At 73.0% G+C, this 22909-nt stretch carries 15 protein-coding genes and 1 pseudogene; 10 read left to right on the top strand and 6 right to left on the bottom strand.

Annotated features, from left to right (window positions below):
- Positions 1 to 5 precede the first annotated feature (5 nt).
- From AB0M08_RS00240 to AB0M08_RS00230, 3 genes are all read right to left on the bottom strand, one after another.
- Positions 6 to 2009 (bottom strand): biotin carboxylase N-terminal domain-containing protein, encoded by a 2004-nt coding sequence (locus AB0M08_RS00240; protein ID WP_364485930.1) that lies wholly within the window; start codon positions 2007 to 2009, stop codon positions 6 to 8.
- 11 nt (positions 2010 to 2020) lie between these two features.
- Entirely contained in the window at positions 2021 to 3424 is a 1404-nt protein-coding gene (locus AB0M08_RS00235; RefSeq protein WP_364485927.1) for a carboxyl transferase domain-containing protein, read from the bottom strand.
- Between the two features lie 162 nt (positions 3425 to 3586).
- Positions 3587 to 4264 carry a Crp/Fnr family transcriptional regulator gene (locus AB0M08_RS00230; protein ID WP_014447921.1) on the bottom strand — a complete coding sequence of 226 codons (678 nt, stop codon included), beginning with the start codon at positions 4262 to 4264 and terminating at the stop codon, positions 3587 to 3589.
- A gap of 205 nt (positions 4265 to 4469) precedes the next feature.
- Between AB0M08_RS00230 and AB0M08_RS00225 the strand changes: the two genes are divergently transcribed.
- The 5 genes and pseudogenes from AB0M08_RS00225 (at position 4470) to AB0M08_RS00205 (ending at position 9078) form a co-directional block, all read left to right on the top strand.
- Positions 4470 to 5639, top strand: a complete 1170-nt coding sequence (locus AB0M08_RS00225) for a CapA family protein (RefSeq protein WP_364485925.1) — start codon at positions 4470 to 4472, stop codon at positions 5637 to 5639.
- Between the two features lie 34 nt (positions 5640 to 5673).
- Positions 5674 to 6444: pseudogene (gene nth / locus AB0M08_RS00220) on the top strand (endonuclease III); the annotation flags it as partial.
- Between the two features lie 116 nt (positions 6445 to 6560).
- A complete protein-coding gene (locus tag AB0M08_RS00215) occupies positions 6561 to 7112 on the top strand; it encodes a TlpA disulfide reductase family protein (protein ID WP_364485922.1) in 552 nt (183 codons plus the stop codon).
- Positions 7113 to 7143: 31 nt separating this feature from the next.
- The gene (locus tag AB0M08_RS00210; protein ID WP_364485919.1) at positions 7144 to 7872 is read left to right on the top strand and encodes a CoA pyrophosphatase; all 729 of its coding nucleotides are present in this window, start codon (positions 7144 to 7146) and stop codon (positions 7870 to 7872) included.
- 27 nt (positions 7873 to 7899) lie between these two features.
- Positions 7900 to 9078: a MarP family serine protease gene (locus AB0M08_RS00205; protein ID WP_364485916.1), complete on the top strand. Its 1179-nt coding sequence runs from the start codon at positions 7900 to 7902 to the stop codon at positions 9076 to 9078.
- A gap of 633 nt (positions 9079 to 9711) precedes the next feature.
- On the opposite strand, the gene mycP is transcribed toward AB0M08_RS00205, so the two are convergent.
- The gene (mycP, locus tag AB0M08_RS00200) at positions 9712 to 11076 is read right to left on the bottom strand and encodes a type VII secretion-associated serine protease mycosin (protein ID WP_364485913.1); all 1365 of its coding nucleotides are present in this window, start codon (positions 11074 to 11076) and stop codon (positions 9712 to 9714) included.
- A 69-nt stretch (positions 11077 to 11145) separates the two neighbouring features.
- Positions 11146 to 15075 (bottom strand): type VII secretion protein EccCa, encoded by a 3930-nt coding sequence (gene eccCa, locus AB0M08_RS00195; RefSeq protein ID WP_364485910.1) that lies wholly within the window; start codon positions 15073 to 15075, stop codon positions 11146 to 11148.
- A 112-nt stretch (positions 15076 to 15187) separates the two neighbouring features.
- Between eccCa and eccD the strand changes: the two genes are divergently transcribed.
- The gene (gene eccD / locus AB0M08_RS00190) at positions 15188 to 16810 is read left to right on the top strand and encodes a type VII secretion integral membrane protein EccD (protein ID WP_364485907.1); all 1623 of its coding nucleotides are present in this window, start codon (positions 15188 to 15190) and stop codon (positions 16808 to 16810) included.
- 105 nt (positions 16811 to 16915) lie between these two features.
- Here eccD and AB0M08_RS00185 read toward each other — a convergent pair whose 3' ends face one another.
- A complete protein-coding gene (locus AB0M08_RS00185) occupies positions 16916 to 17416 on the bottom strand; it encodes an inorganic diphosphatase (protein WP_364485905.1) in 501 nt (166 codons plus the stop codon).
- A gap of 153 nt (positions 17417 to 17569) precedes the next feature.
- Here AB0M08_RS00185 and dacB point away from each other — a divergent pair, with 153 nt between their 5' ends.
- From dacB to hpt, 4 genes are all read left to right on the top strand, one after another.
- Positions 17570 to 19957 carry a D-alanyl-D-alanine carboxypeptidase/D-alanyl-D-alanine-endopeptidase gene (gene dacB / locus AB0M08_RS00180; protein WP_364485902.1) on the top strand — a complete coding sequence of 796 codons (2388 nt, stop codon included), beginning with the start codon at positions 17570 to 17572 and terminating at the stop codon, positions 19955 to 19957.
- 51 nt (positions 19958 to 20008) lie between these two features.
- A complete protein-coding gene (locus tag AB0M08_RS00175; RefSeq protein WP_364485899.1) occupies positions 20009 to 21067 on the top strand; it encodes a zinc-dependent metalloprotease in 1059 nt (352 codons plus the stop codon).
- Between the two features lie 2 nt (positions 21068 to 21069).
- On the top strand, positions 21070 to 22062 hold the full coding sequence (tilS, locus tag AB0M08_RS00170; RefSeq protein ID WP_364485897.1) for a tRNA lysidine(34) synthetase TilS: 993 nt from the start codon (positions 21070 to 21072) through the stop codon (positions 22060 to 22062).
- 65 nt (positions 22063 to 22127) lie between these two features.
- Positions 22128 to 22703 carry a hypoxanthine phosphoribosyltransferase gene (gene hpt, locus AB0M08_RS00165; protein ID WP_364485894.1) on the top strand — a complete coding sequence of 192 codons (576 nt, stop codon included), beginning with the start codon at positions 22128 to 22130 and terminating at the stop codon, positions 22701 to 22703.
- The last annotated feature ends 206 nt before the right edge of the window (positions 22704 to 22909 follow it).

Raw genomic sequence — 22909 nt, 5'->3', positions numbered from 1 at the left:
AGGTCTTATTCGGGGTCCAGAACGGCCAAGAGCTCTCCCGTGTCGACCTCGGCGCCGGGATGGACCGGCAGGGAGGCGACCACCCCGGCCGACGGGGCGTGGACCGGGTGCTCGAGCTTCATCGCCTCCAGGGTGAGCAGCAGCTCGCCGGCCCGGACGCGCTGACCGGGAACGACCAGGACGCGGCGGACCGCGCCCGGGAGCGGGGCGATCAGCGAGCTCTCGGTGGCCTCGGGCGTCGGCAGCGGGAAGCGGGAGATCTCGCGGAGCGTGACCGAACCCTCCGGGCTGTCCACATATGACACGTCGCCGACCCGGTGTACCAGGACCGCCAGGCGGATGCCCTGGACGTTGAGGACGACCCGGTCACCGGCCGCGGAGACGATCACGATGGGCGGGTGCTCGTCGACCGGGGCCTGGCCCAGGCCGGCGAGATCGAGTTCCTCGGGGTCGACCGAGCGGACCCACCAGCCGGCCAGTTCGCCGTGCCGGTCCATCCGGTAGCCGACCTCGACCGGGCCCGTCGGACCGTCGTAGACCGCGGTCTGCGAGCCGGACGGGACGTTGCGCCAGCCGGACGGGAGCGAGCCCAGCACCGGAGCGCCGGCGCGGCGGGCGGCGGCCCCGGCCAGGGCGGCGGCCAGGCAGGAGAGGCGTACGGCGTCGACCGAGGAGAGCAGCGGGGCGAACACCTCGGGGTGGCGGTCCAGGAAACCGGTGTCGATGTCGCCGTTGCGGAACGACTGGTGGCGCAGCACCCGGACCAGCAGGTCGCGGTTGGTGACCACGCCGTGCAGCTGGGCCCGGGCCAGCGCGGAGGCGAGCATCCGGGCGGCCTCCTGGCGGGACGGCGCCCAGGCGATCAGCTTGGCCAGCATCGGGTCGTGGTGCATGCCGGTCACCGAGCCGTCCGCGACGCCCGAGTCGAGGCGCAGGCCGGGCTGGGGGAGCGGGCGGAACGCGCCGGCCACGTCCGGTACGGCGAAGCGGTGCAGGGTGCCGGCGGCGGGTAGCCAGGCGTACGCGGGATCCTCGGCGCAGATCCGGACCTCGATGGCGTGCCCACGGATCGGCGGCGGGCCGGGCATCGGCAGGCTGCCGTCCTCGGCGATCAGCAGCTGGAGGCGGACCAGGTCGTATCCGGAGACGCACTCGGTGACCGCGTGGTCGGTCTGCAGGGTCGGGGTGAGCTCCAGGAACCAGAAGTCGCCGTCCGCGTCGAGCAGGAACTCGACGGCACCGGCGCCGACGAAGCCGAGGGCGCGGACCGCGACGATCGCGGCGCGGCACAGCTCCTCACGCAGCGCGGCGTCGACGGCCGGGGACGGGGTCTCCTCGACGATCTTCTGGTACCGGCGCTGCACCGAGCACTCCCGCTCGCCGAACGGCACCACGGCGCCCATCGCGTCGGCCAGGATCGGCACCTCGATGTGCCGGACGTTGCTGACGTACGGCTCGCAGAAGACCTCCCCGTCCACCTCGCGACGGGTGGAGGCGACCGCCTCGGCCAGCGTGGTGGCGTCCCGGACCACGCGCATCCCGACGCCGCCGAAACCGGTCGCCGGCTTGATCAGGACGGGGAAGCCGGGCACCGTGTCCGGATCGGTGAAGGTCGGCAGCACCGGGACCTTGGCCTCGGCGACCAGCTTCTTCGTCTCGGTCTTGCTGTGCAGCGTACGCAGGATCCCGGCGGGCGGCCCCACCCAGATCATCCCGGCGTCCGCGACCGCGCCGGCGAACTCCGGGTCCTCGGCGAGCACCCCGTTGCCCGGGTGCATCGCGTTGGCACCGGCCCGTTTGGCGGCCGCGATCAGCGCGTCGTGATCGAGGTACGTGGTCGCCGGCGAGCTGCCCTCCAGGTGTACCGCGTAGTCGGCCTCGTTGACGTGCGGCGCGTCGGTGTCGACGTCCGAGTAGACGGCGACGGTCTCGATGCCGACCAGGCGGCAGGTGGCGAAGACTCGGCGGGCGATCTCACCACGGTCGGCCACCAGAAGTCGTCGGATCACTGATCTACCTTTCAAGGTCGGAACACGCCGACGTGCTCGGCACCCGCCACGGCCGCGCTGTGCACTGCGGAGAGGCAGAGCCCGAGGACCGTACGGGTGTCGCGGGGATCGATGACGCCGTCGTCGTCCGCGGCGGGATCCGCCGTGGGACGCGGCCAGCTGAACTGGAAACGGGGCTCGTCGGCGCGGACCCGGGTCCTGCCCGGGTCCGGGCCGATGGTGAGGACCAGGTGCGGGACGGTGGACTTGGCCACCGCGTGCACCAGGGGGGCGTCGTGACGTACGTCGGCCGCGTCCCGTTCCTCGGCGGTGACCGGGCCGGTGTGCAGCAGGAACAGCAGCGGGGTGGCGGTCGCGTTGGCCAGCTGCAGGAAGTGCACGGCCTTCTGGGTCTCCACCTGGGACAGCCAGCCGCCGGGGCTGGCCAGCACGCCGAGCGGGTACCCGTGCAGCTCACCCCAGCCGGCCACCAGCCCGCTGCCCTGGCCGGGCTTGAACTCGTCGAAGTCGCTGTCGTCCAGCATCCGGGCGAGCACCTCGCGCGGGTCGAACCCGGCCGGGTCGGCGGCGGCGAGGCTGAGCAGGCCCTCGGCGCCGAAGCGGGGCTCGGCGGGGCGGACGGTGCGCGGGTACGGGCCGAGCTTGCGCCAGTTGAACCGGCGTACGCACTGGCGGGCCAGCCGCAGCCCGTCGCGTTCATCCTCGGCGAGCTGGTCGGCGGGCCCGGACGGTCCGGCGGCGGGGACGACCGGGGTGGCGCGTACCTCGACCCCGGATCGCCCGTTCGCGGCGCCGTGCACCGGCTGCGGGTGGATGGTGAGCACCTTGGCGTGCCCGCGCACCATGATCGTGTAGTCCGAGAGCGCCGGCAGGTACGCCGCGTCCCCGCTGGTCGCGCCGAAGACCACGCAGACCGTCGGCACCCGGTCGGCGGTGAGCCGGCTCAGCTCACGGGCGATGCTGCCGGCCGGCGCCGGTCCGCCGGCCGACTCGACCAGGTTGATCAGGGGCAGCCGGTTGACCGAGGAGATCCAGGCGGCCCGGCGGATCTTCTCCGCGGTGTACGGGTTGACCGCGCCACCCTCGACGGTCGGGTCGTTCGCGATCACCACGCACTCGACGCCCTCGACCACGCCGATCCCGGTGACCACGCTCGCGCCGACCGGGAACTCCGAGCCCCGCGCCGCGGCCGGAGAGAGCTCCAGGAACGGGCTGTCCTGATCGAGGAGCATCTCGATCCGCTCGCGGGGCATCAGTTTGCCCCGCGCGTGGTGCCGGGTGACCCACTTCTCGCCGCCACCGGCCCGCGCCTCGTCGAGCGCCTTCTCCAGGTCGCCGAGCCACTGCAGGGTGGTGCCGCGGCCCTCGAGGTACGCGGGGTCGCGCGGGTCCAGCGTGGTGCCGAGCACGGTCACGGTGACACCCCGGTGCCCGTTACACCCCTGCCTGCGTTCAAAGCCGCGCCCTTCCCTGTCACGCCGGTGCCTCTCGGCCACCTCCGTAACGAGTGGCCGTGCGGGCGCGACACGGATCCGGGCCCTGAGGCCCGGCCGGGCTGCTTCTCTTCAGTGAGGTGGTCAGACCCGCGCGCGGCGGGCCAGACGCTCCGGGTCCAGGATGATCACGCTCTTGCCGTCCAGCCGGAGCCAGGCGCGGGAGGCGAAGTCGGCCAGGGCCTTGTTCACCGTCTCGCGGGACGCGCCGACCAGCTGGGCCAGCTCCTCCTGGGTGAGGTCGTGGGTCACCCGCAGGACACCGCCGTCCCGGGTGCCGAACCGGCCGGCCATCTGCAGCAGGTTCTTCGCCACCCGGCCGGGGACGTCCGTGAAGATCAGGTCGGCGAGCGCGTCGTTGGTCCGCCGCAGCCGCCGGGCCAGGACGCGGAGCAGCTGCTCGGCGATCTCCGGACGGTTGTTCAGCCACGGGCGCAGCGACGACTTCTTCAGCCGGGCGAGCCGGCTGTCCGTCACCGCGGTGGCGGTCGCCGTCCGCGGGCCGGGGTCGAAGAGCGAGAGCTCACCGAGCATGTCGGACGGGCCCATGATGGAGACGAGGTTCTGCCGCCCGTCCGCAGCCCGGCGCCCGAGCTTGATCTTGCCGGACAGAACGATATACAGGCTGTCGCCGGCCTCGCCCTCGTTGAAGACCACGTCGCCCTTGCGGACTTCGATCGTGTCCATCTCCTTGGCGAGCGCCTCGGCGGCTTCCGGGTCAACGCCCTGGAAGATCCCGCTGCGCGCCAGTACCTCATCCATCGCCGCACCTCCGAAACGCGCAACGTCTGCGCTCGATCAGTCTAGGCGCACGCGGGCGGGAAACGGGCGGCCACCCCTTGATCCAGATACTGGACGGTAACCAGATTCGTCCTGAACGCCGGTGACAATTCGTCGGTCCAGACAAATCGGGACGGTCCATTCGTCGGAAGAGGGGGGTTGGTGGCCGAAGGTATCGTGCCTATCGATGAATTCGCCGCTCCGCTCCCATCGCAAGCCCGGTTTTCACCACCCCGTCCTCGCCGTCACGATTGTCCTGGCCGCGATCGCCGGGGCCGGACTGGGTGGGGCGGCCCTGGCGAATTGGACCGACAATTCGGCCAAATGGCAAATTCCGGATAATTCAGCTTCGGTACGCCCGGCGAGCACCGAGGAATCGATCGAGGTCCGGACGATCAGCTTTTCCGCCGTCGGCGACATCATGATGAGCAACGCGCCGAACCGCCTTCCCGCGAACGACGGCGCCGGATTCTTCGACTCGGTGACGAGCGGCCTCAAAGCGGATCTCGTGATGGGCAATCTCGAGCAGCCGCTCACCGAGGACACCGGCACCTCCAAGTGCGGCACGCCGGCCCGGGCCAACTGCTACGCCTTCCGCTCGCCGCCGTCCTACGCCGAGCACCTCAAGGAGGCCGGGTTCCAGCTGGTCAACACCGCTAACAACCATTCCAGGGACTTCGGTACGACCGGGTACGCGAACACCGTCACCGCGTTGGAGGCCGCCGGGATCCGGCACACCGGCGCGACGGACGAGATCACCGTGATGGAGGTCGAGGGCATCCGGGTCGCGGTGCTCGGCTTCTCGCCGTACGCCGGGGCCAACGACCTGAACGACCTCGCGCACGCCCGGACCATCGTGAAGAAGGCCGCGGGCGAGGCCGATCTCGTGATCGTGCAGGCGCACATGGGCGCGGAGGGGTCGGACAAGGCGCACGTGACGTCGGGCACCGAGACGTACTACGGGGAGAACCGGGGGAACCCGATCAAGTTCAGCCACGCGGTGATCGATGCCGGGGCGGACCTGGTGATCGGGCACGGTCCGCACGTGCTCCGCGGCATGGAGTTCTACAAGGGCAAGCTGATCGCGTACAGCCTGGGGAACTTCGCGGGCGGCGGCGGCACGCTCTCCCGCAGCGGCGACCTCAAGTACGGCGGGATCCTGCACGCGACGCTGAGCAGCGACGGGCAGTACATCGGGGGCAAGTTCCTCTCCACATACCTGGACTCGACCGGCGCGCCGACCCGGGACGCCGCCGACGAGCACGGCCGCGCGCTGGTGGCCTCCCTCTCGACGGCCGACTTCCCGAAGACCGGGGCGAAGATCGCGGAGAACGGCACGATCAACCCCGCCGGATAAACGACCCGTAGCGGGTGCGACGTACTCTTTACCGGTGACTCCACCCGCATCGGCGACGCGCTACGCGGGTGAGACCCTGCTCGGCCGCAAACGCCGGGCCCGGAAGATGGCCCGGGTGCTGGCCGAGACCCACCCCGACGCGCACTGTGAGCTCGACTTCACCAACCCGCTCGAACTGGCCGTCGCGACCATCCTCTCCGCGCAGACCACCGACGTCCGGGTGAACCAGGTGACCCCGGTCCTCTTCGGCCGCTACCGGACGGCGGAGGACTACGCCGCCGCGGACCGCGCCGAGATGGAGGAGATCCTGCGGCCGACCGGCTTCTTCCGGGCCAAGACCAACTCTCTGATCCGGCTCGGCCAGGTCCTGCTGGAGAAGCACGACGGTGTCCTGCCCCGGCGGCTTGACCAGCTGGTCGCCCTCCCCGGCATCGGCCGCAAAACCGCCAACGTGATCCTCGGCAACGCGTTCGACGTGCCCGGCATCACCGTCGACACCCATTTCCGGCGGCTGACCAACCGCTTCGGCTGGGTCGACGAGGAGGATCCCGTCAAGATCGAGTTCCTGGTCGCGGAGCTGATCGAGAAACGCGACTGGACCATGCTGTCGCACCAGGTGATCTTCCACGGCCGGCGGGTCTGCCACTCCCGGAAACCCGCGTGCGGCGCGTGCACGCTGGCCTCGGCCTGCCCGTCGTACGGCGCCGGCCCGACCGAGGCGGCGCCCGCCGCGAAACTCCTCAAGGGCCCGCGCGCCCGCGACCTCGCGGTGGCCGCCGGCATCGACCCCGACCTGGTTCCCGTGGCCGCCGGCATCGACCCCGACCTGGTTCCCATGGCCGCCGGCACCGATTCGGACCCGATTTCCGTGGCCGCCGGCACCGATTCCGACGCGGCCGCCGTCCTGGACCCGGAGGAACAGTGACAGTGCGGCGGAGCGTGGCGGCCCTGGCCACGGCGGCACTCCTGCTCTCCGGATGTGCCTCGTCGGACGAGACGCCCGCCCCGTTCGCCGCGTGCCCGGCCGCGACCGGCGGCTCCTCGAAACTCCCCGACCTGACGCTGCCCTGTTTCCGCGACGCGGACGACGACGCCCCGGCCATCGGACTGAGCAAGCTCACCGGGCCGGCCGTCATAAACATATGGGCTTCCTGGTGTTCCCCCTGCCGCGCCGAGCTACCGATCATGCAGGAGCTGTCCGACCGCTCCGCGGGCACGCTGACCGTACTCACCGTGGACAGCGGCGACCGGCGCGAGGCGGCAGCCTCGTTCGCGACCGACCACGGGGTGACCATGCCCACCCTCTTCGACGAGAAGGGTGCGCTGGCCGCCGCGATCGGGCAGAGCGCGCTGCCGGCCACCATCTTCGTGAGCGCGGACGGCGAGATCTATGTGCACCGGCTTCCTTTGGACGCGGCCGGCCTGACCGAACAACTGAAGGAGCACCTCGGGTTGACGGTGACCCTGCTGTGAACGAGGGTTCGACGACCGTGGGGAGCGCCGGATGAACGAGGGCAAGGTGCTGGACCGCCCGGACGACCTGCCGTCCTGGTTCGAGCCGCTGATGAGCAACGTGGCCGCCGTCCGGGCCGAGGACCTCGCCCCGCTGCGCCCGCCGACCGGCGTCGACGGCCGGTCCAGCGCGGTGCTGGTGCTGCTCGGAGAGAGCCCGCCCTCCGCGACCATGCCGGGCGGTCCCGACCTGCTCGTCCTGCAGCGCGCCGCGACCATGCGCAACCACGCCGGCCAGCCCGCCTTCCCCGGCGGTGCGACCGACCCGGAGGACGCCGACGTCGTGGCCACCGCGCTGCGCGAGGCGAACGAGGAGGTCGGCCTCGACCCGTCCAGCGCCCACGTGCTGGCCCTCTTCCCCGAGCTCTGGATCCCGGTCAGCCGCTTCCTGGTCACCCCGGTGGTGGCCTGGTGGCGGGACCCACACCCGGTCCGGCCCCGCCAGGTCACCGAGGTCGCGCACGTCGCGCGGCTGCCGATCAGTGAACTGGCCGACCCCGCGAACCGTATCCGGGTACGCCATCCGAGTGGCTGGATCGGGCCCGCCTTCCAGGTCCGTGGCCTGCTCGTCTGGGGCTTCACCGCGGGGGTGATCGCATGGCTGCTCGAGTTGGCCGGCTGGGCGCTCCCGTGGGACGAGGGCCGGGTCGTCGACCTGCCCGACGCTTCGGCTCCGGTGCCGGCCACCCGTGGCGGGGCACCGGACGAGGTGGTGCCGTGACGTGCTCCTGACTTCTACGCTGAGTGAGTGCCCGTGGTCGATGTGATTCTGGTCGTGCTGATGCTGCTCTTCGCGATCAGCGGATACCGGCAGGGCTTCGTCATCGGCGCCCTCTCGCTGGGCGGTTTCTTCAGCGGTGTCCTCATCGGCCTGCAGCTCGGCCCGCTGCTCGCCAAGCAGTTCGACGACGGCACGGTACGGCTGGTGGTCGCCCTCGCGGTGATCCTCGCCCTCGCGGTGGCCGGGCAGACGCTGGCCGGATGGCTGGGCACCAGCCTGCGGCGGGCGATCTTCAACAAGCCGCTCCAGCACCTGGACGACGCGGGCGGCGCGGTGATCTCGATCGTCGCGGTGCTGCTCGCCGCGTGGCTGGTGGCGGTGCCGTTCGGCTCCACCCCGTTCCCGGCGATCAACAAGGCGGTCCGGAGCAGCGTCATCCTCGGCGGGATCAACTCGCTCATGCCGGACCAGGCCCAGGCGCTCTCCTCGGCGCTGCGCGAGACGCTGGACACCAACGGGTTCCCGGACGTCTTCGGTGGGCTGGCCCGTACCGAAGCCAAGGAGGTCGCCGAGCCGGACCCGGCGCTGAAGAACTCGAAGGTGGTGCAGGCCTCCCGGAAGTCGGTGCTGAAGATCCTCGGCGCCGCGCCCAGCTGCTCCCGCCGGATCGAGGGCACCGGATTCGTGTACGCCAAGGAGCGCGTGATGACCAACGCGCACGTCGTCGCCGGCACCCGTGAGGTGGTCGTGGAGACCACCAGCGGCCAGCTGGAGGGGACCGTGGTGGTCTACAACCCGAAGAAGGACCTCGCGGTGATCCGGGTGCCCGGGCTGGACGCGCCGGTCATGTCGTTCGCGGCCAAGGAGGCGACCACCGGGGCGAACGCGATCGTACTGGGCTACCCGCAGGACGGGCCGTACAACGCGCAGTCCGCCCGGGTCCGCGACGTCAGCCGGATCACCGGGCCGGACATCTACGAGTCCGGCGACGTGACCCGCGAGATCTACACGATCAAGTCACTGGTCCGCAGCGGCAACTCCGGCGGTCCGCTGATCGACCCGTCCGGCAACGTGCTCGGCGTGATCTTCGCGGCCGCGGCGGACGACAAGAACGTCGGATTCGCGCTGACCGCGGACGAGGCGGCCTCGGTCGCCCAGCAGGGCCGCCAGGCCACCCAGGAGGTCCAGACCGGCGAGTGCGCCTGAGCCCTCACATTCGCGTGTTCGCGTGTTCGCGTGTGAAGCTCGCCCGCCGCCCGCCGCCCGCCGCCCGCCGCCCGCCGCCCGCCGCCCGCCGCCCGCGGTGCTGCGGAACAAACCCGTGATCCCCACACGCGGGGGTCGTCGAGGCTGTCGGGGTCGTCGGCCGCAACTCGGCGTCGTATCAGTCCGGGTCACGCACTCGGCGGCGCTGTGGTCGGTGGACCTGGGGCGGCGCGGGTACACGAACGGCGCGCAAGTGGGGCGGCGCGCACACAAACGGCGCGGAAGCGGCGGCGTGTGCACACGAACGGCGTGGGTGGGGCGGTGGGTGCACGCGAATGGCGTGGGTGGGGCGGCAGGCGCACGCGATCAAGCGTGATCAGGGGCGGTAGGCGCACACGATCCGCGACCGTGCGCGCGCACAGCCGTCATAGGGGCGCCAGAACGACTCGATCAGCGATCGTGCATTCCCGCCGCCCCGACCGGCCATGATCGCGAGCCCGAACCGCCCGTGGCGTGCCCGCAAACGATTGAAGATCACGAAGTTTGTGCGGATCCCGGCGGAACAGCGGGTGGGGAGGGGGCCCACCCCCAACCGACGTCATGCACGAAGGGGTGAGTGCTCGGGGGGTTGCTTCAGCCCGCCGTGCCGGCGAAGCGGCGGATGGTCAGGCCGGCCGCCATCGCGGAGATCAGGAAGAGCAGGACCGCTATCCACCGGGCCGGATGCGGACCCGCCGGCTCGATCGTGGCCGGTTCCGCCCAGCCGCCCGCGTTCGGCCCGGTGGCCGTGGCGGTCGCGGTCGGCGAGGTGGTCTCCTGCGGCTCGGCCTGTGCCTCACCCGGCGACGGCGCGCTGCCGAAGCGGGCCACCACATCCGGCGGGGTGGTGTCGAGCGGGTTGTTCTGCACCGCCGGAACCGAGGCGGTGAGCGCCTGGACCGGGTTGATCAGCCCGTACCCGAACTGGGCGTCCCGGCCCGGAGCGCCGAGGTCGGTGGCGGTCTTGATGATCCGGTTGACCACCTCGCCGGCCGGCATGTCCGGCCAGCGGGAGCGGATCAGCGCGGCGGTGCCGGCCACCATCGGCGAGGCGAAGCTGGTGCCCTGCACCTTCCAGTACCCGCCGGGGCGGGCGCCGACCAGGTCGGTGGCGGGCGCGGAGACCACGGTCTCCCTGCCGGTGATCGAGCCGGACCAGAGCGTGCTGTCGTCCCGCTCGGTGCCGGCCACCGCGATCACTCCGGGCTCGCGGGCCGGGTACCACACCTTGCGGTCGGTCGAGGAGGCGTTCACGTTGCCGGTGCAGGCGACCACCACGACGTCCTTGGCGAACGCGTAGTCGAGTGCGGCGGCGAGCGCGGGACTGCTGCCACCACCGCCGAGCGACAGGTTGACCACCCGGGCGCCGTTGTCCACCGCCCAGCGCAGCGCGCGGGCCACGATCATGGCGTCGTCGTAGCGGTTCTGGTCGTCCAGCACCCGGACCGGCAGGATCTTGGCCTTCGGGGCGATGCCGACCACGCCGGCGTTGTCGTCGTTGCGGCCCGCGATGATCCCGGAGACCGTGGTGCCGTGGCCGACCGGGTCGGTGTCGCCGGTGCCGGCCGGGTCCACCAGGTCGAGGCCGGGCAGCACCTGGCCGGCCAGGTCGACGTGGGTCGCGTCGACCCCGGAGTCGATCACCGCGACGATCACGCCGGAGCCGTCCGCGTAGGTCCACGCGTCGGCCAGGTCGAGGGCGCCCACCTGCCACTGGTCGGCGCGGACCGTGTCGGCGGTGGCGAGCCCGAGCTCGGCGACCGGTTGCGCGGTCACCGGGGTGCCGAGCGGACCGTTCAGGGTGGACGTCTGCGTGCCGGGCCCGACCGGGTCGGCCCACGCCGCGGTCGCCGACGGGCCGAGGGCGATCACGCCGGCCAGGGTGACGGCCCCGAGACAGCGCCGTAGCCCCGGCCGTCTTCCGAACGAACAGGCACTAATCACGAGTCGGCGTCGCATTCTGACGTTGGTCAGTCGATGCAGGGAGATTACTCCGAAACCCCGGCGTGTCGCGCCGGTCCATCGTCGCTAATCGCACTGGGAGTCTGTCGGTGGTAGATGGGCCAGCTGGATCAGGCGCGCCCCCGCACGCCGGGTGACCAGCACACCACGCCCGGGTGGCCGCCGTTCCGGGCGGACCGTACCGATCAGCGCGCCCTCCTCCGGTGGCCCGGCCATCACCAGGCCGGGGACGGAGAGCTCGCGCAGCCGCTGGATCACCGGCTCGTAGAGCGCCCGAGCGGCGCCACCGGCCCGCCGGGTCAGCATCAGGTGCAGGCCGATGTCCCGTGCCTGTGCCAGGTAGTCCAGCAGCGGGTGCAGGGGGTTGACCGGCCCGGCGGTCACCAGGTCGTAGTCGTCCACCAGCACGAACAGCTCCGGCCCGGTCCACCAGGTGCGCTCCCGCAGCTGCCGGGCCGGGACGTCCGGGCCGGGCAGGCGGCGCGCCATGTAGCCGGCCACCGACTCCATCAGCTCGAGGGTCCGCCGTGCCTGGACGCCGTAGCCGATCCGGTGCGGGGTCTCCGGCAGATCCGCCAGCCCGCGCCGGTAATCGACCAGGATGACCCGGGCCTGCTCGGGGGTGAACCGGGTGGTCACCGTGGCGGCTATCCCCCGGAGGAAACCCGTCTTGCCGCACTCCGCGTCGCCGAAGAGCAGGAAGTGCGGCTCCGCCGCCACATCGATCAAAACCGGTCTCAGGTCCGTCTCGGCCAGGCCGATCGGCAGGCTCAGCCCCGCGCCCGCTTCCCTGATCTCCGCGTACGACACCAGCCCCGGCAACAGGCGCACCCGCGGGGCGGGTTCCCCCGTCCACGCCGCCGCGACCGCCTCGACCAGCCCGTCCATCCCCGCGACCAGCCCGTCCATCCCCGCGACCAGTCTTTCTGTTCCCGCGTGACCGCCGTCGGCGAGCTCGGGCAGCAGGGTCAGCTCGGGCAGCACGGTCAGCAGGTGCAGCCCGTATTCCAGTACACCCCGCCCGGGCCGTCCCTCGGGAACGGTCAGCGCGGCCCGCCGCCCGACCATCGAGTCCGCCGGGTCCCCGAGCCGCAACTCGACCCGGGAGCCGAACAGATCGCGCAGCGCCGGGCGGAAGTCCATCCACCGGGAGGCGGCGGCCACCAGATGGATCCCGTACGACAGTCCCCGGGTGGCCAGGTCGATCAGGGCCGGCTCCAACTCCTCGTAGTCGGCGCGTACCGTGGCCCAGCCGTCCACCACGAGGAACACGTCCGCCCGGCGCGGGTCCCGCCCACCGGACTGCTCCCGCTCCGCCAGCAGCGTCACCATCTCGCCCACGGTCCGCCGTACGCCCTCCGCCTCCAGCCGCCCGAAGACCCCGCCGACGTGCGGCAGCCCGGCCAGCGCGCCGAGCGACCCGCCGCCGAAGTCGAGGGCGTAGACGCGGACCTCCGCCGGGGTGTGGGTGAGCGCCAGCCCGCAGATCAGCGAGCGCAGCGCGGTGGACTTGCCGCTGAGCGTGCCGCCGACCACCGCCACGTGCCCGCCCGCCCCGGCGAGCTGGAGCCAGTGCACGTCGCGCCGCTGCTCACGCGGCTTGTCGACCAGCGCGATCGGCACCTGCAGCGCGCCGCGCAGCGCCGGGTTCGCCACGGTCAGGCCCCGCTCCGCGTCGACGGCGAGCGGCCCGAGCAGGTCGTCCAGGGTGGCCGGGCGGTCCAGCGGGGGCAGCCACACCCGGTGCGCGGGCGGACCCTGCCCGGCGAGCCGTCCGGCGAGCACGGTGAGCAGGCTGGCCCCGTTCGGCGAGGGCCGGGCGGGCAGGGCGGGCGGACCGGGCGGGACGACGGCCAGCGCGGCGTACGGCAGCACCCGCGGGCCACCCTCGGGCGCCGCGCGTACCGGTCCCGGCGGGCGTGGCGGTCCGGAGGCGTACGCGACCCGGAACCGGGCCAGCGGTGCCGTGCCGATCCGCAGGTACCCGTGTCCCGGCGCGTTCGGCAGCTCGTGGGCGTCCGGCACCCCGAGCACCACCCGGGACTCCATCGCGTTGAAGGTCCGCAGCCCGATCCGGTACGACAGGTGCGTGTCCAGCCCGCGTAGCCGTCCCTCCTCCATCCGCTGGCTGGCCAGCAGCAGGTGCACGCCGAGCGACCGGCCGAGCCGCCCGATCTGCAGGAAGAGCTCGATCAGCTCCGGCTTGCGCTGCAGCAGCTCGGTGAACTCGTCACAGACCACCAGCAGCGAGGGCAGCGGCGGCAGCGCGGCACCGGCGGCCCTGGCCTGCTCGTAGTCGCGTAGCCCGGAGTGGTTCCCGGCCCGGCGCAGCAGCTCCTGCCGCCGGACCAGCTCGCCGTCGATGGCGTCGGCCATCCGGTCCACCATCGGCAGCGCGTCCTCCAGGTTGGTGATCAGCGCGGCGGTGTGCGGCAGCCGGTCCAGCGCGGCGAACCCGGCGCCGCCCTTGAAGTCGATCAGCACGAAGTTCAGCGTCTCCGAGGAGTGCGTGGCGGCCAGCGCCAGCACCAGCGTGCGCAGCAGCTCCGACTTGCCCGAGCCGGTCGCGCCGACCACCAGCCCGTGCGGGCCCATCCCGCCCTGCGCCGACTCCTTGAGATCCAGCTCCACCGGTACGCCCTCGGGGCCGACCCCGATCGGCACCCGCAACCGGTCCCGCTCCGCCCGGTCCCGCCAGCCGGCCGCCGCGGTGAACGTCTCCGGATCGGCGATGCCGAGCAGCTCGGCCAGCCCCGACTCGCTCGGCACCGGCGATCCCGCCTGATCGGCCGGTCCGGACAGCCGCAGCGGGGCCAGCCGTCGCGCGATCGCCTCGGCGACCGGGACCGGCAGCGCGTCCGCCCGGCCGGCCTCGGTCACCCGGTCCATCGTGGACGTGGTCAGCGCGCCGTCCGCCGCGACCGACAGCACCAGGGTGACCCGATCGGGCAGCCGCCCCGGCGCGGTGTCCAGATCAAGAACGGTCACCCCGTCCCGTGCCTCGTCGCCGAGCACCGGGCCGGCGCCGTCCCTGATCAGCGCCGGCCCGGCGCCGTCCCGGATCAGCACCAGGTGCGGGACGGCGCCGGCGTCCGGCCGGAACCGCCCCCGGTCGCCGGTGACGTCGGCGAGCAGCCGGTCCAGCTCGGCGGCCGACCCGGCGAGCAGGCGCAGTGGGCCGATCGTGTCGGCCCGGGCCGGGTGCCCGGCGTGCGGCAGCCACTTCACCCACTCCCACTCGTGCTGCCGTCCCGGCCCCGCGCAGACCGCGATCCGCAGGTCGTCCGGTGCGTGGAAGACGGCCAGCTGGACCAGCATCGCCCGGACCAGGTCCGCCGCGCCCGGCCCACGGACGTGCACCCGCGCGAAGGACCGCAGCGCCACCGCCACCGGCAGGCCGGGCACCACGGCGTACGCGTCCAGGAAGCGCCGCAGCGCGCCCGCGGTCATCGGCTCCAGCTCGTCCAGTGGCCGGGTCTCCGGCGCCCGCAGCGGCGTGGCCAGGGTCTGCGGCCCGAGCCCGATCCGAGCGACGCCGAAGTCCGGGTCCTCCGGCCGTCGCTCCCAGAGCCGGTGACTCGCCACCGTGGACCAGAGCCCGGCCGGGTCGGGGTGGCGGTAGAGCATCCCGGCGCGCTGCCGGCGCGCGTTCTCCCGGGCCCGGCGGCGCAGCGCGGCGAGGTGGCGCAGGTAGTCGCGCCGGGCGGCGCGCGCCTCGGCCCGGCGCGGCGCGGTGGAGCCGAACGAGGCGCCCAGCATGGCCAGCGACGAGATCCCGAAGAGGCCGCCGACCACATAGGAGTACGTGCCGCCGCCCCGCCCCGCCATCATCGCCATCGCCACGGTCCCGCCGAGCAGTGGCAATGCGGTCAGGATCGGTCGCCAGCGCCCGCTCGCCGGCGGTGCGAGGGCCGGCGGCGGATCCACCGTCAGCTCTCCCGTGGGGATCGCCGGCCCGGCCCGGCGCTCGGCTCGCCTGATCACCGTCGTGCCCATCCACCCCTCCGTGCCGGATTGCTGACAGGGTGTAGCCGCAGGCTTCAGGATAGGTAGACTTCCATCGATCTCACAGCCCGATCGCTCCCCTGTGGATAACCGAGGTGACCTGGTGGATACCGGTCTGGCCCGGGTGACGATCCGTGCACCGCGCCGCCGTGTCGACGTGGCGCTACCGGAGCACGTGCCCCTGGCCGAGCTGCTCCCCGAGATCCTCCGCCACGCCGCCGAGGAACACGCCGCCGATGGCCAGGGCGGGGAGAACCTGGCCGACCGGGGTGAACGGCACGGCGGCTGGGTGCTCCGGCGTGGCGACGGTGCCGCACTCGATCCGGCCCTCGACCTGCGGCACCAGGGCGTGCACGACGGCGAGGTGCTCCACCTGCGACCGGCGCACGAGGAGTGGCCGGAGCCCGAGTACGACGACGTGGCCGAGGCGGTCGCCGGGATCTCCCGGCGCCGCGACGGGGTCTGGACCGTGGCGACCACCCGGACGGCCGCCCTGGCGATTGCCGGGCTGCCCCTGCTGGCCGGCCTGATCGCCCTGGTCACCACCGACCCGCGGGGGAGCGGTGCGGGCTGGCTGGGCCTCGGTCTGGCGGCGCTGCTCACCCTCGCCGCCGCCACCGCCTCCTTCACGTACGGCGACACCCTGGCCGGAGTCGTGCTCGGCGGGTGGTCGATGCCCTACGCGTTCGCCGGCGGGGCCGCCCTGATGGCGTCGTACCGGTATGCCGGAGTGCCGCCCGGTGCCGCGCCGAGGCTCTTCCCCGAGGCCGTCCCGGCGCTGTTCCCGGGGGCCGCCGCGCTGCTTCCCGGTACCGGCTGGGTGAGCGGACCCGAGCTGCTCGCCGGGTCGGCCGCCCTGCTGCTCGCGGCGTCCCTGGCCGGCGCGGTGACCCGGTCACCGATCTTCCCGGCCGGGGTGACCGTGGGCCTGCTCGGCGCGCTGGCCGCCGGGGTGAGCACGGTGAGCGGCCCGGCGGCCGGGGCGGCGGCGCTGCTCGCGGTCCTGGTCTGCGGCGCGTCGGCGCTGCCGGTGCTGGCCCTGCGCCTGGGCCGGATCCCTCTGCCGCCGACCACCCTGCCGACCGGCGTGGCCTCCGCCGAGACCCGGTTCTTCGTCGACGACCCGGCTTTCGCGGATGACCCGGCCTTCACCGGTGATCCGTCCTACGGCGATCCGTCCTACGGCGAGGACCCCGGCGGGCGGGGCCGGGCCGGAGAGTCCTGGCTGGCGGCGGCGGTGCGGCGGCGTCCGGAACGGGCGGAGATCGCGGCGGCGGTACGGCGTACCGAGGAGTTGCTGGCCGGGATGCTGTGGGCGCACGCGCTGCTGACCGCCGTGGCCGCGCTGGTGCTGGCCCGGGCGGGTACCTGGCCGGCCCGGATCCTGCTCGCGGCGGCCGCCACCGCGCTGCTGCTGCGGGCCCGGCTCTTCATCACCCGGCGTCATCGCCTGCCGCTGCTCGCCGGTGGACTGTCCGCCGCGGCGGCGTGCGCGGGGAGCCTGATCGCCGGTACCGGCGCGGCCGTCCGCCCGGCGGTGACCGGCGCCGGTGTGCTGCTCGCCCTGCTGCTGGTGGCGGCCGGCGTCACCCGGCCGGCCCGGTCGCCCTCGCCCCACCTGGGCCGGGTCGCCGACGTCCTGGACGTGACCGCCACCCTCGCGGTCATCCCGGTCGCCTGCGCCGTCGCCGGCCTCTACGCCGTGCTGGGTGGCCTGAATTCCTGATGTGGCTGGTCTCGACTACTGGGACGAGCGGGTGCCATACGACCGCACCTGCGGGGCGAGTGCCCCGCAGGTGCGGTCGTCAGCGGTATGGGCGGGAGCGAGCGGTCAGTGCTCTCCTTCGGCTTCGGCTTCCTCGGCGCGCTTGAAGGAGGCGCGGATCTCGGCCTCGGCCTCGACCCGGCCGACCCAGGTCGCGCCCTCGACGGACTTGCCCGGCTCGAGGTCCTTGTAGACCGTGAAGAAGTGCTGGATCTCCATCCGGTCGAACTCGCCCAGGTGGTGGATGTCGCGCAGGTGCTCCTGGCGCGGGTCCTCGAACGGCACGCAGAGGACCTTGTCGTCGCGGCCCTTCTCGTCGGTCATCCGGTACATCCCGATGGCGCGGGCGCGGACCAGGCAGCCCGGGAAGGTCGGCTCCTGGATCAGGACCAGCGCGTCGAGCGGGTCGCCGTCCTGGCCGAGGGTGCCCTCGATGTAGCCGTAGTCCGCCGGGTACTGCGTCGCGGTGAAGAGCGTCCGGTCCAGGCGGATGCGGCCGGTCTTGTGGTCCACCTCGTACTTGTTGCGCTGCCCCTTGGGGATCTCAACCAGAACGTCGAAATCCATTATTCGCTCCCCTTTTGCTTGCCCGCTGGAATGAGCCGGTCCGCCGGGCGGGAAGCGGGGGAATGGAAGCAGGGCCCGCAGGATCCGCGCGCAACGGTGTGCCGGATGTCGCTAGTCTCCCCTAAGTCTGACGCCACGGGCGAGGAGGGGCGTGTGACGAGGCAAGATTCACATGACGGTCCGGACAACAACGGCGTGTCGGACACGTCGAACGTCCCGGAGTCCGGTAATCGGTCGCCGGGACGGTCCGGCGTGCCCGGGTCCCCGCAGGTTCCGGGGCGGGCCGGTGTTCCGGCGTCGCCACCCGGTTCTCCGCAGGTCCCGGGGCGGGCGGGCGTGCCGCAGCCGGGCTGGGGCGCCGTCCCGATGCCGGAGGGCCCGAGCTGGGCGGCGGCCACCGCGGCCACCGCGGCGGATCAGGGCGCGGCCACCCCGGGCCCGGGTGTTCCCCCGCAGGAGACCCCGGGCCGGGCGAGCGTGCCCCCGATCGCCCCCGTCGATGCACCCGGTCGGGCGAGCGTTCCACCCAGCCAGGCGTCGCCCGGCCGTGCGTCGATCCCCCCGGTCGACTGGCAGCGCCCACCGGCCACCCCAGCCCCGCCGGCCGCGGGGCAGCCCGGCGCCGGAACGTACGGAGCGCCCGCGCCCACCCCGGCCGGCCCGTGGAGCACACCGCCGGCCGGACTGCCGGGCACACCGCCGGGTGTTCCGGGTTCGCCGGGTGCTCAGGGCGCCCTGGGATCGCCGGGTGTTCCGGGTACGCCGGGTGTTCCGGGTACGCCGGGTGTTCCGGGCACGCCGTACGGCGGGCGGCCGGCGGCGCTGCCAGCCGTGCGGAGCTCGGGCGGCGGGAGCATGGCGATCTCCGGGACCAGCACCGATCCGTCGGCGGCGCCGAAACCGAAGGCCGCCGACGGGGTCTACGGCAAGGCGTCCGTGCCGCTCAACCTGACGCGGCCGGCAGCGGCCGGACCACCCACCGGGGGCGTGCCGGCCGGACCACCGACCTCCGCCGCAGCCGGCCGGACGGTCGTGCCCACCGACGAGGATCGCCCGGACAGCCCGGTGACCCAGGGGCCGACCCGTACCCGGAAAATCGTGGTCCTCGGCTCTTTGATCCTGGTCATCGTGGTGGCGGCGGGGACCCTGGTGGCCCGGCCCGGCCCGCTCGCCGGCCTCCTCGGCGGTACGACGGCCTCCTCGCCCACCGCGACGGCCACCTCGCCGGAGCCGACGCCCACGCCGGTGCTCGCGGCGGCGGAGTCGGGCGGTACCGCGCTGCGCGCCGCCGCGGTCAAGGAGGCGCTCGACCCGCTGGTGGACTCCTCGGCGCTCGGCTCCGAGGTGCACGTCTCGGTGCTGGACGTCGCGGCTCAGCAGGTGCTCTACGCCCGCGAGGCGGAGATCATGAACACCCCGGCCTCGACCACCAAGCTGCTCACCGCGGCGACCGTGCTGGCCGCCCGCGGACCGGCCTACCGGCTGGCGACCCGGGTGGTGGCCGGCGACGAACCCGGCGAGGTGGTGATCATCGGGGGCGGTGACGCGACCCTCTCGGTCAACGGCAAGCAGCTCTTCCCCGGCGCGGCGCGGCTGGACAAGCTCGCGGCGCAGGTGAAGAAGGCGGTCGGCACTACCAAGATCACTAAGGTCTCGGTGGACCTCTCGCTCTACTCCGGCGACGACACCGCCAAGGGCTGGAGCAGCGACGACATCGGGCTCGGGCAGGTGGCCCGGATCCAGTCGCTGATGACCAACGCCGGGCGGATCACCCCGGTGCACAACGAGAGCGGCGGCGACCCGCGCTACTCGGACCCGGCGACCGCCGCCGGGCGGGCCTTCGCGAACTTCCTCGACGTCGACTCCAGCAAGGTGGACGAGGGGAAGGCGCCGGCCGCCGCGTCCGCGGACACCGCCTCGGCCGCGCCCACCGGCTCGGCGGCCGCGGCGAGCGGCACCTGGACCCCGGGGCGGGAACTGGGCCGGGTCGAGTCGCCGCCGCTGGTGCAGATCCTGGACTGGATGCTCCAGCAGAGCGACAACGTGCTGGCCGAGACGATGGCCCGGCAGGTCGCCATCGCCGCGGGTGGGGAGGCCAGCTTCGACGGCGCCAGCGAGGCGATGGTCGCGAAGCTGGACGAGTTGGGGCTCCCCTCGGACGAGGCGGACCTCTACGACGGCAGCGGCCTCTCCCGGTTCAACGGGATCAGCCCGACTCTTCTGGTCCAGACGCTCGCGCTCGCCGCCTCCGGGCAGAACGCGAACCTCTCCGCGATGTTCAACGGGCTGCCGGTGGCCGGCTGGTCCGGGACGCTGCAGACCCGGTTCGTCACGCCCAGCGCCAACCGGGCCGCCCAGGGCGTCGTCCGGGCCAAGACCGGCACGCTGAGCGGGGTGAACACGCTGGCCGGCGTGTTGATCACCAAGGACGGCCGGTTGCTCACCTTCGCGATCATGGCGAAGGGCACCACGAACGCGTTCACCGCGAAGGCGGCGCTGGACAAGGTCGCGGCCCGGCTGGTGGCCTGCGGTTGCTCGTGATCGGGGTTTCACCGGAGTGCGCTCTGGAACCACGCGGGTACGGTGGGCTGCATGGCGCAGTTCGTTGACTGGGACCTGGCCGCCGCGACCGCGGGGGCGCTGTCCAAATCCGGCCCGGCGGTCTCCATCGACGAGGCCACCGCGGTCGTGGCCGAGCTGCGCGCGCTGACCGACGAGGCGGCCGGGCACGTGGCGGCGTACACCGGGCTGAGCTCCCGGGTGGCCGTGCCGCCGGTCCGGGTGGTCGACCGGCGGGACTGGGCGAAGGTGAACATCGCCGGTCTCCGCCAGGTGATCAACCCGCTGGTCGCCAAGCTCTCCGGAGACAAACAGCCCGGCCCGCTCGCCGACGCGATCGGTTCCCGGGTCACCGGCGTGCAGGCCGGCACGATCCTGGCCTACCTCTCCGGGCGGGTGCTGGGGCAGTATGAGGTCTTCTCCGGCGAGCCCGGCCAACTGCTGCTGAACGCGCCGAACATCGTCGAGGTGGAGCGCAAGATCGGCGCCGACCCGCGGGACTTCCGGCTCTGGGTCTGCCTGCACGAGGTGACCCACCGGACCCAGTTCACCGCGGTCCCCTGGATGCGGGGCTACTTCCTCGGCCAGGTGCAGGCGTTCGTCGACGCCTCGCAGGGCGGCGAGCACCTGCTGGAGCGGCTGCGCCGGGGCGTCGCCACCCTCTCCGAGGCGCTGCGCGACGAGGAGAGCCGGGTCTCGGTGCTCGACGTCGTGCAGACCCCCGGGCAGAAGGCGGTGCTGGACCGGCTGACCGCGCTGATGACCCTGCTGGAGGGGCACGCCGAGTTCGTGATGGACGGCGTCGGCCCCGAGGTGATCCCCTCGGTCGAGTCGATCCGGTCCACGTTCAACCGCCGCCGCGAGGGCGGCAACCCGCTGGAGAAGACGGTCCGCCGGCTGCTCGGCATCGAGGTGAAGATGCGGCAGTACGCGGAGGGCCGCAAATTCGTGCATGGCGTGGTGGACCGGGTCGGCATGGCCGGTTTCAACAAGGTCTTCGACTCGCCGCTGACCCTGCCCTGGCTCAGTGAGCTGGGCGACCCCGACGCCTGGGTGGACCGGGTGCACGGCACGCATCCGGTGCTCGACTGATCATGGCCCGGATCCCGGCTCCGGTCGCCGCGGTTCGCTCGGCGGTCCGCCGTGGTCTCGCGGACCTGCCGGCCGACGCGCTGGTGCTGGTCGCCTGTTCCGGCGGCGCCGACTCGCTCTCGCTGGCCTCGGCCGCGCACTTCGTCGTCAGCCAGCAGGGTGTGGCCGGCCGGGTCGGCCTGGTCACCGTGGATCACGGCCTCCAGGAGGGCTCGGACCGCCGGGCCCGCTCGGTCGCGGCCTGGGCCCGCGACAACGGCCTGGATCCGGTACGCATCGGCACCGTCTCGGTCACCGGCCTGCCCGGTGGCCCCGAGGCGGCCGCCCGCACGGCGCGTTATGACGCGCTGGCCGCCGTCGCCGCCGAGACCGGCGCGGCCGCGGTGCTGCTCGGGCACACCCGCGACGACCAGGCCGAGACGGTGCTGCTGGCGCTGGCCCGGGGCGCCGGCCCGCGAGGGCTGGCCGGGATGCCCGCCCGGCGTGGGCTCTACCGCCGCCCGCTGCTCGACGTGGGGCGGACCGAGACGCGCAAGGCCTGCGCCGCCCTGGGCATGGTGCCCTGGGAGGACCCGCACAACACCGACCCGGCGTACGCCCGGTCCCGGGTCCGCGGCACCGCGCTCCCGACGCTGGTCGCCGAGCTCGGCCCGGCCGTGGTGGGCAATCTGGCCCGGTCGGCGGCCCTGGTCGCGGCGGACAACGAGGCGCTGGACGAGTTGGCACGTGAGGCCTTGATCACGGTCCGGTCCGCCGAGGGGCTCTCGGTTCCGGGGCTCGCCGGGCTGCTCGGCGCGGTCCGCGGCCGGGTGCTGCACCGGTGGGCCCGGGAGCTCGGCGCGCCGGGCGGTGCGCTCGCGTATGCGCACGTCGCGGCCCTGGACGCGCTGGTGACGGCGTGGCACGGGCAGGGTCCGGTCTTCCTGCCCGGCGGGATCGCGGTGGCCCGCCGTACGGACGACCTCGTACGGGTGGTTCCGCCCCATATCAAGTGAGTGACGGTGATCGAAAAGCGGCCCCGTTCGACCGTCGGTAACCTTCATGCGGCAGGCTTAGCCCCATGGCTGATGGCACTTGGTACGACGCCGACATCGACCACGTGATCATCTCGGAGGAGCAGATCCGCGAGAAGATCGAGGAGCTGGCCAAGCAGGTCTCCGCGGATCACGCCGAGGCCGAGGACGGCATCCTGCTGGTCTGTGTGCTGAAGGGCGCGGTCATGTTCATGGCCGATTTCGCCCGTTCGCTGGGGCGGCACGGTCCGTCGACCGAGATGGAGTTCATGGCCGTCTCGTCGTACGGGCAGGGCACCACCTCCTCGGGCGTGGTCCGCATCCTGAAGGACCTGGACCGCGACATCCAGGGCCGCCACGTGCTGGTCGTCGAGGACATCGTGGACTCCGGGCTGACCCTCTCCTGGCTGATGAAGTACCTGGAGTCGCGCCAGCCGGCCAGCGTCGAGGTGGTCGCGCTCTTCCGCAAGCCGGACGCGGTCAAGGTCCAGGTCCCGGTCAAGTACGTCGGTTTCGACATCCCCAGCGAGTTCGTGGTCGGTTACGGACTGGACTTCGCCGAGCGTTACCGCGAGTTGCCGTACGTGGGCGTCCTCAAGCCGGAGGTCTACGCCCGTAGCTGAAACCGCTTTCTCAGCGTGTTCTCAGTAATGGTGGTTATGGACCGATTTACTGCATATTCACGCCGGTGTGGTGGTGCTCGGGGCGGGTTGGCGCTCCGGGCTCACGGGTTCGCAAACCGTGCCTACGGTGTACGGTCGAGTGACCGATGGCGTGGTGTCACGAACGCCGGAGGGGCCGGGTGACGATTCGCCGCGGCTGGTTGCGA

This window comes from Actinoplanes sp. NPDC051851 (assembly GCF_040681165.1).
Taxonomy (GTDB): Bacteria; Actinomycetota; Actinomycetes; order Mycobacteriales; family Micromonosporaceae; genus Actinoplanes.
Note: the sequence above shows the minus strand (reverse complement) of the source record. Positions and strands in the feature narration are given on the sequence as shown.

What these genes read in the sequence shown, in the direction of transcription:
- AB0M08_RS00175 (WP_364485899.1), top strand. Translation starts at nt 20,009, where the DNA reads ATGGCGCAGTTCGTTGACTGGGACCTGGCCGCCGCGACCGCGGGGGCG.
- AB0M08_RS00210 (WP_364485919.1), top strand. Translation starts at nt 7,144, where the DNA reads ATGAACGAGGGCAAGGTGCTGGACCGCCCGGACGACCTGCCGTCCTGG.
- tilS (WP_364485897.1), top strand. Translation starts at nt 21,070, where the DNA reads ATGGCCCGGATCCCGGCTCCGGTCGCCGCGGTTCGCTCGGCGGTCCGC.
- hpt (WP_364485894.1), top strand. Translation starts at nt 22,128, where the DNA reads ATGGCTGATGGCACTTGGTACGACGCCGACATCGACCACGTGATCATC.
- AB0M08_RS00185 (WP_364485905.1), bottom strand. Translation starts at nt 17,416, where the DNA reads ATGGATTTCGACGTTCTGGTTGAGATCCCCAAGGGGCAGCGCAACAAG.
- AB0M08_RS00230 (WP_014447921.1), bottom strand. Translation starts at nt 4,264, where the DNA reads ATGGATGAGGTACTGGCGCGCAGCGGGATCTTCCAGGGCGTTGACCCG.
- eccCa (WP_364485910.1), bottom strand. Translation starts at nt 15,075, where the DNA reads ATGGGCACGACGGTGATCAGGCGAGCCGAGCGCCGGGCCGGGCCGGCG.
- AB0M08_RS00225 (WP_364485925.1), top strand. Translation starts at nt 4,470, where the DNA reads ATGAATTCGCCGCTCCGCTCCCATCGCAAGCCCGGTTTTCACCACCCC.
- mycP (WP_364485913.1), bottom strand. Translation starts at nt 11,076, where the DNA reads ATGCGACGCCGACTCGTGATTAGTGCCTGTTCGTTCGGAAGACGGCCG.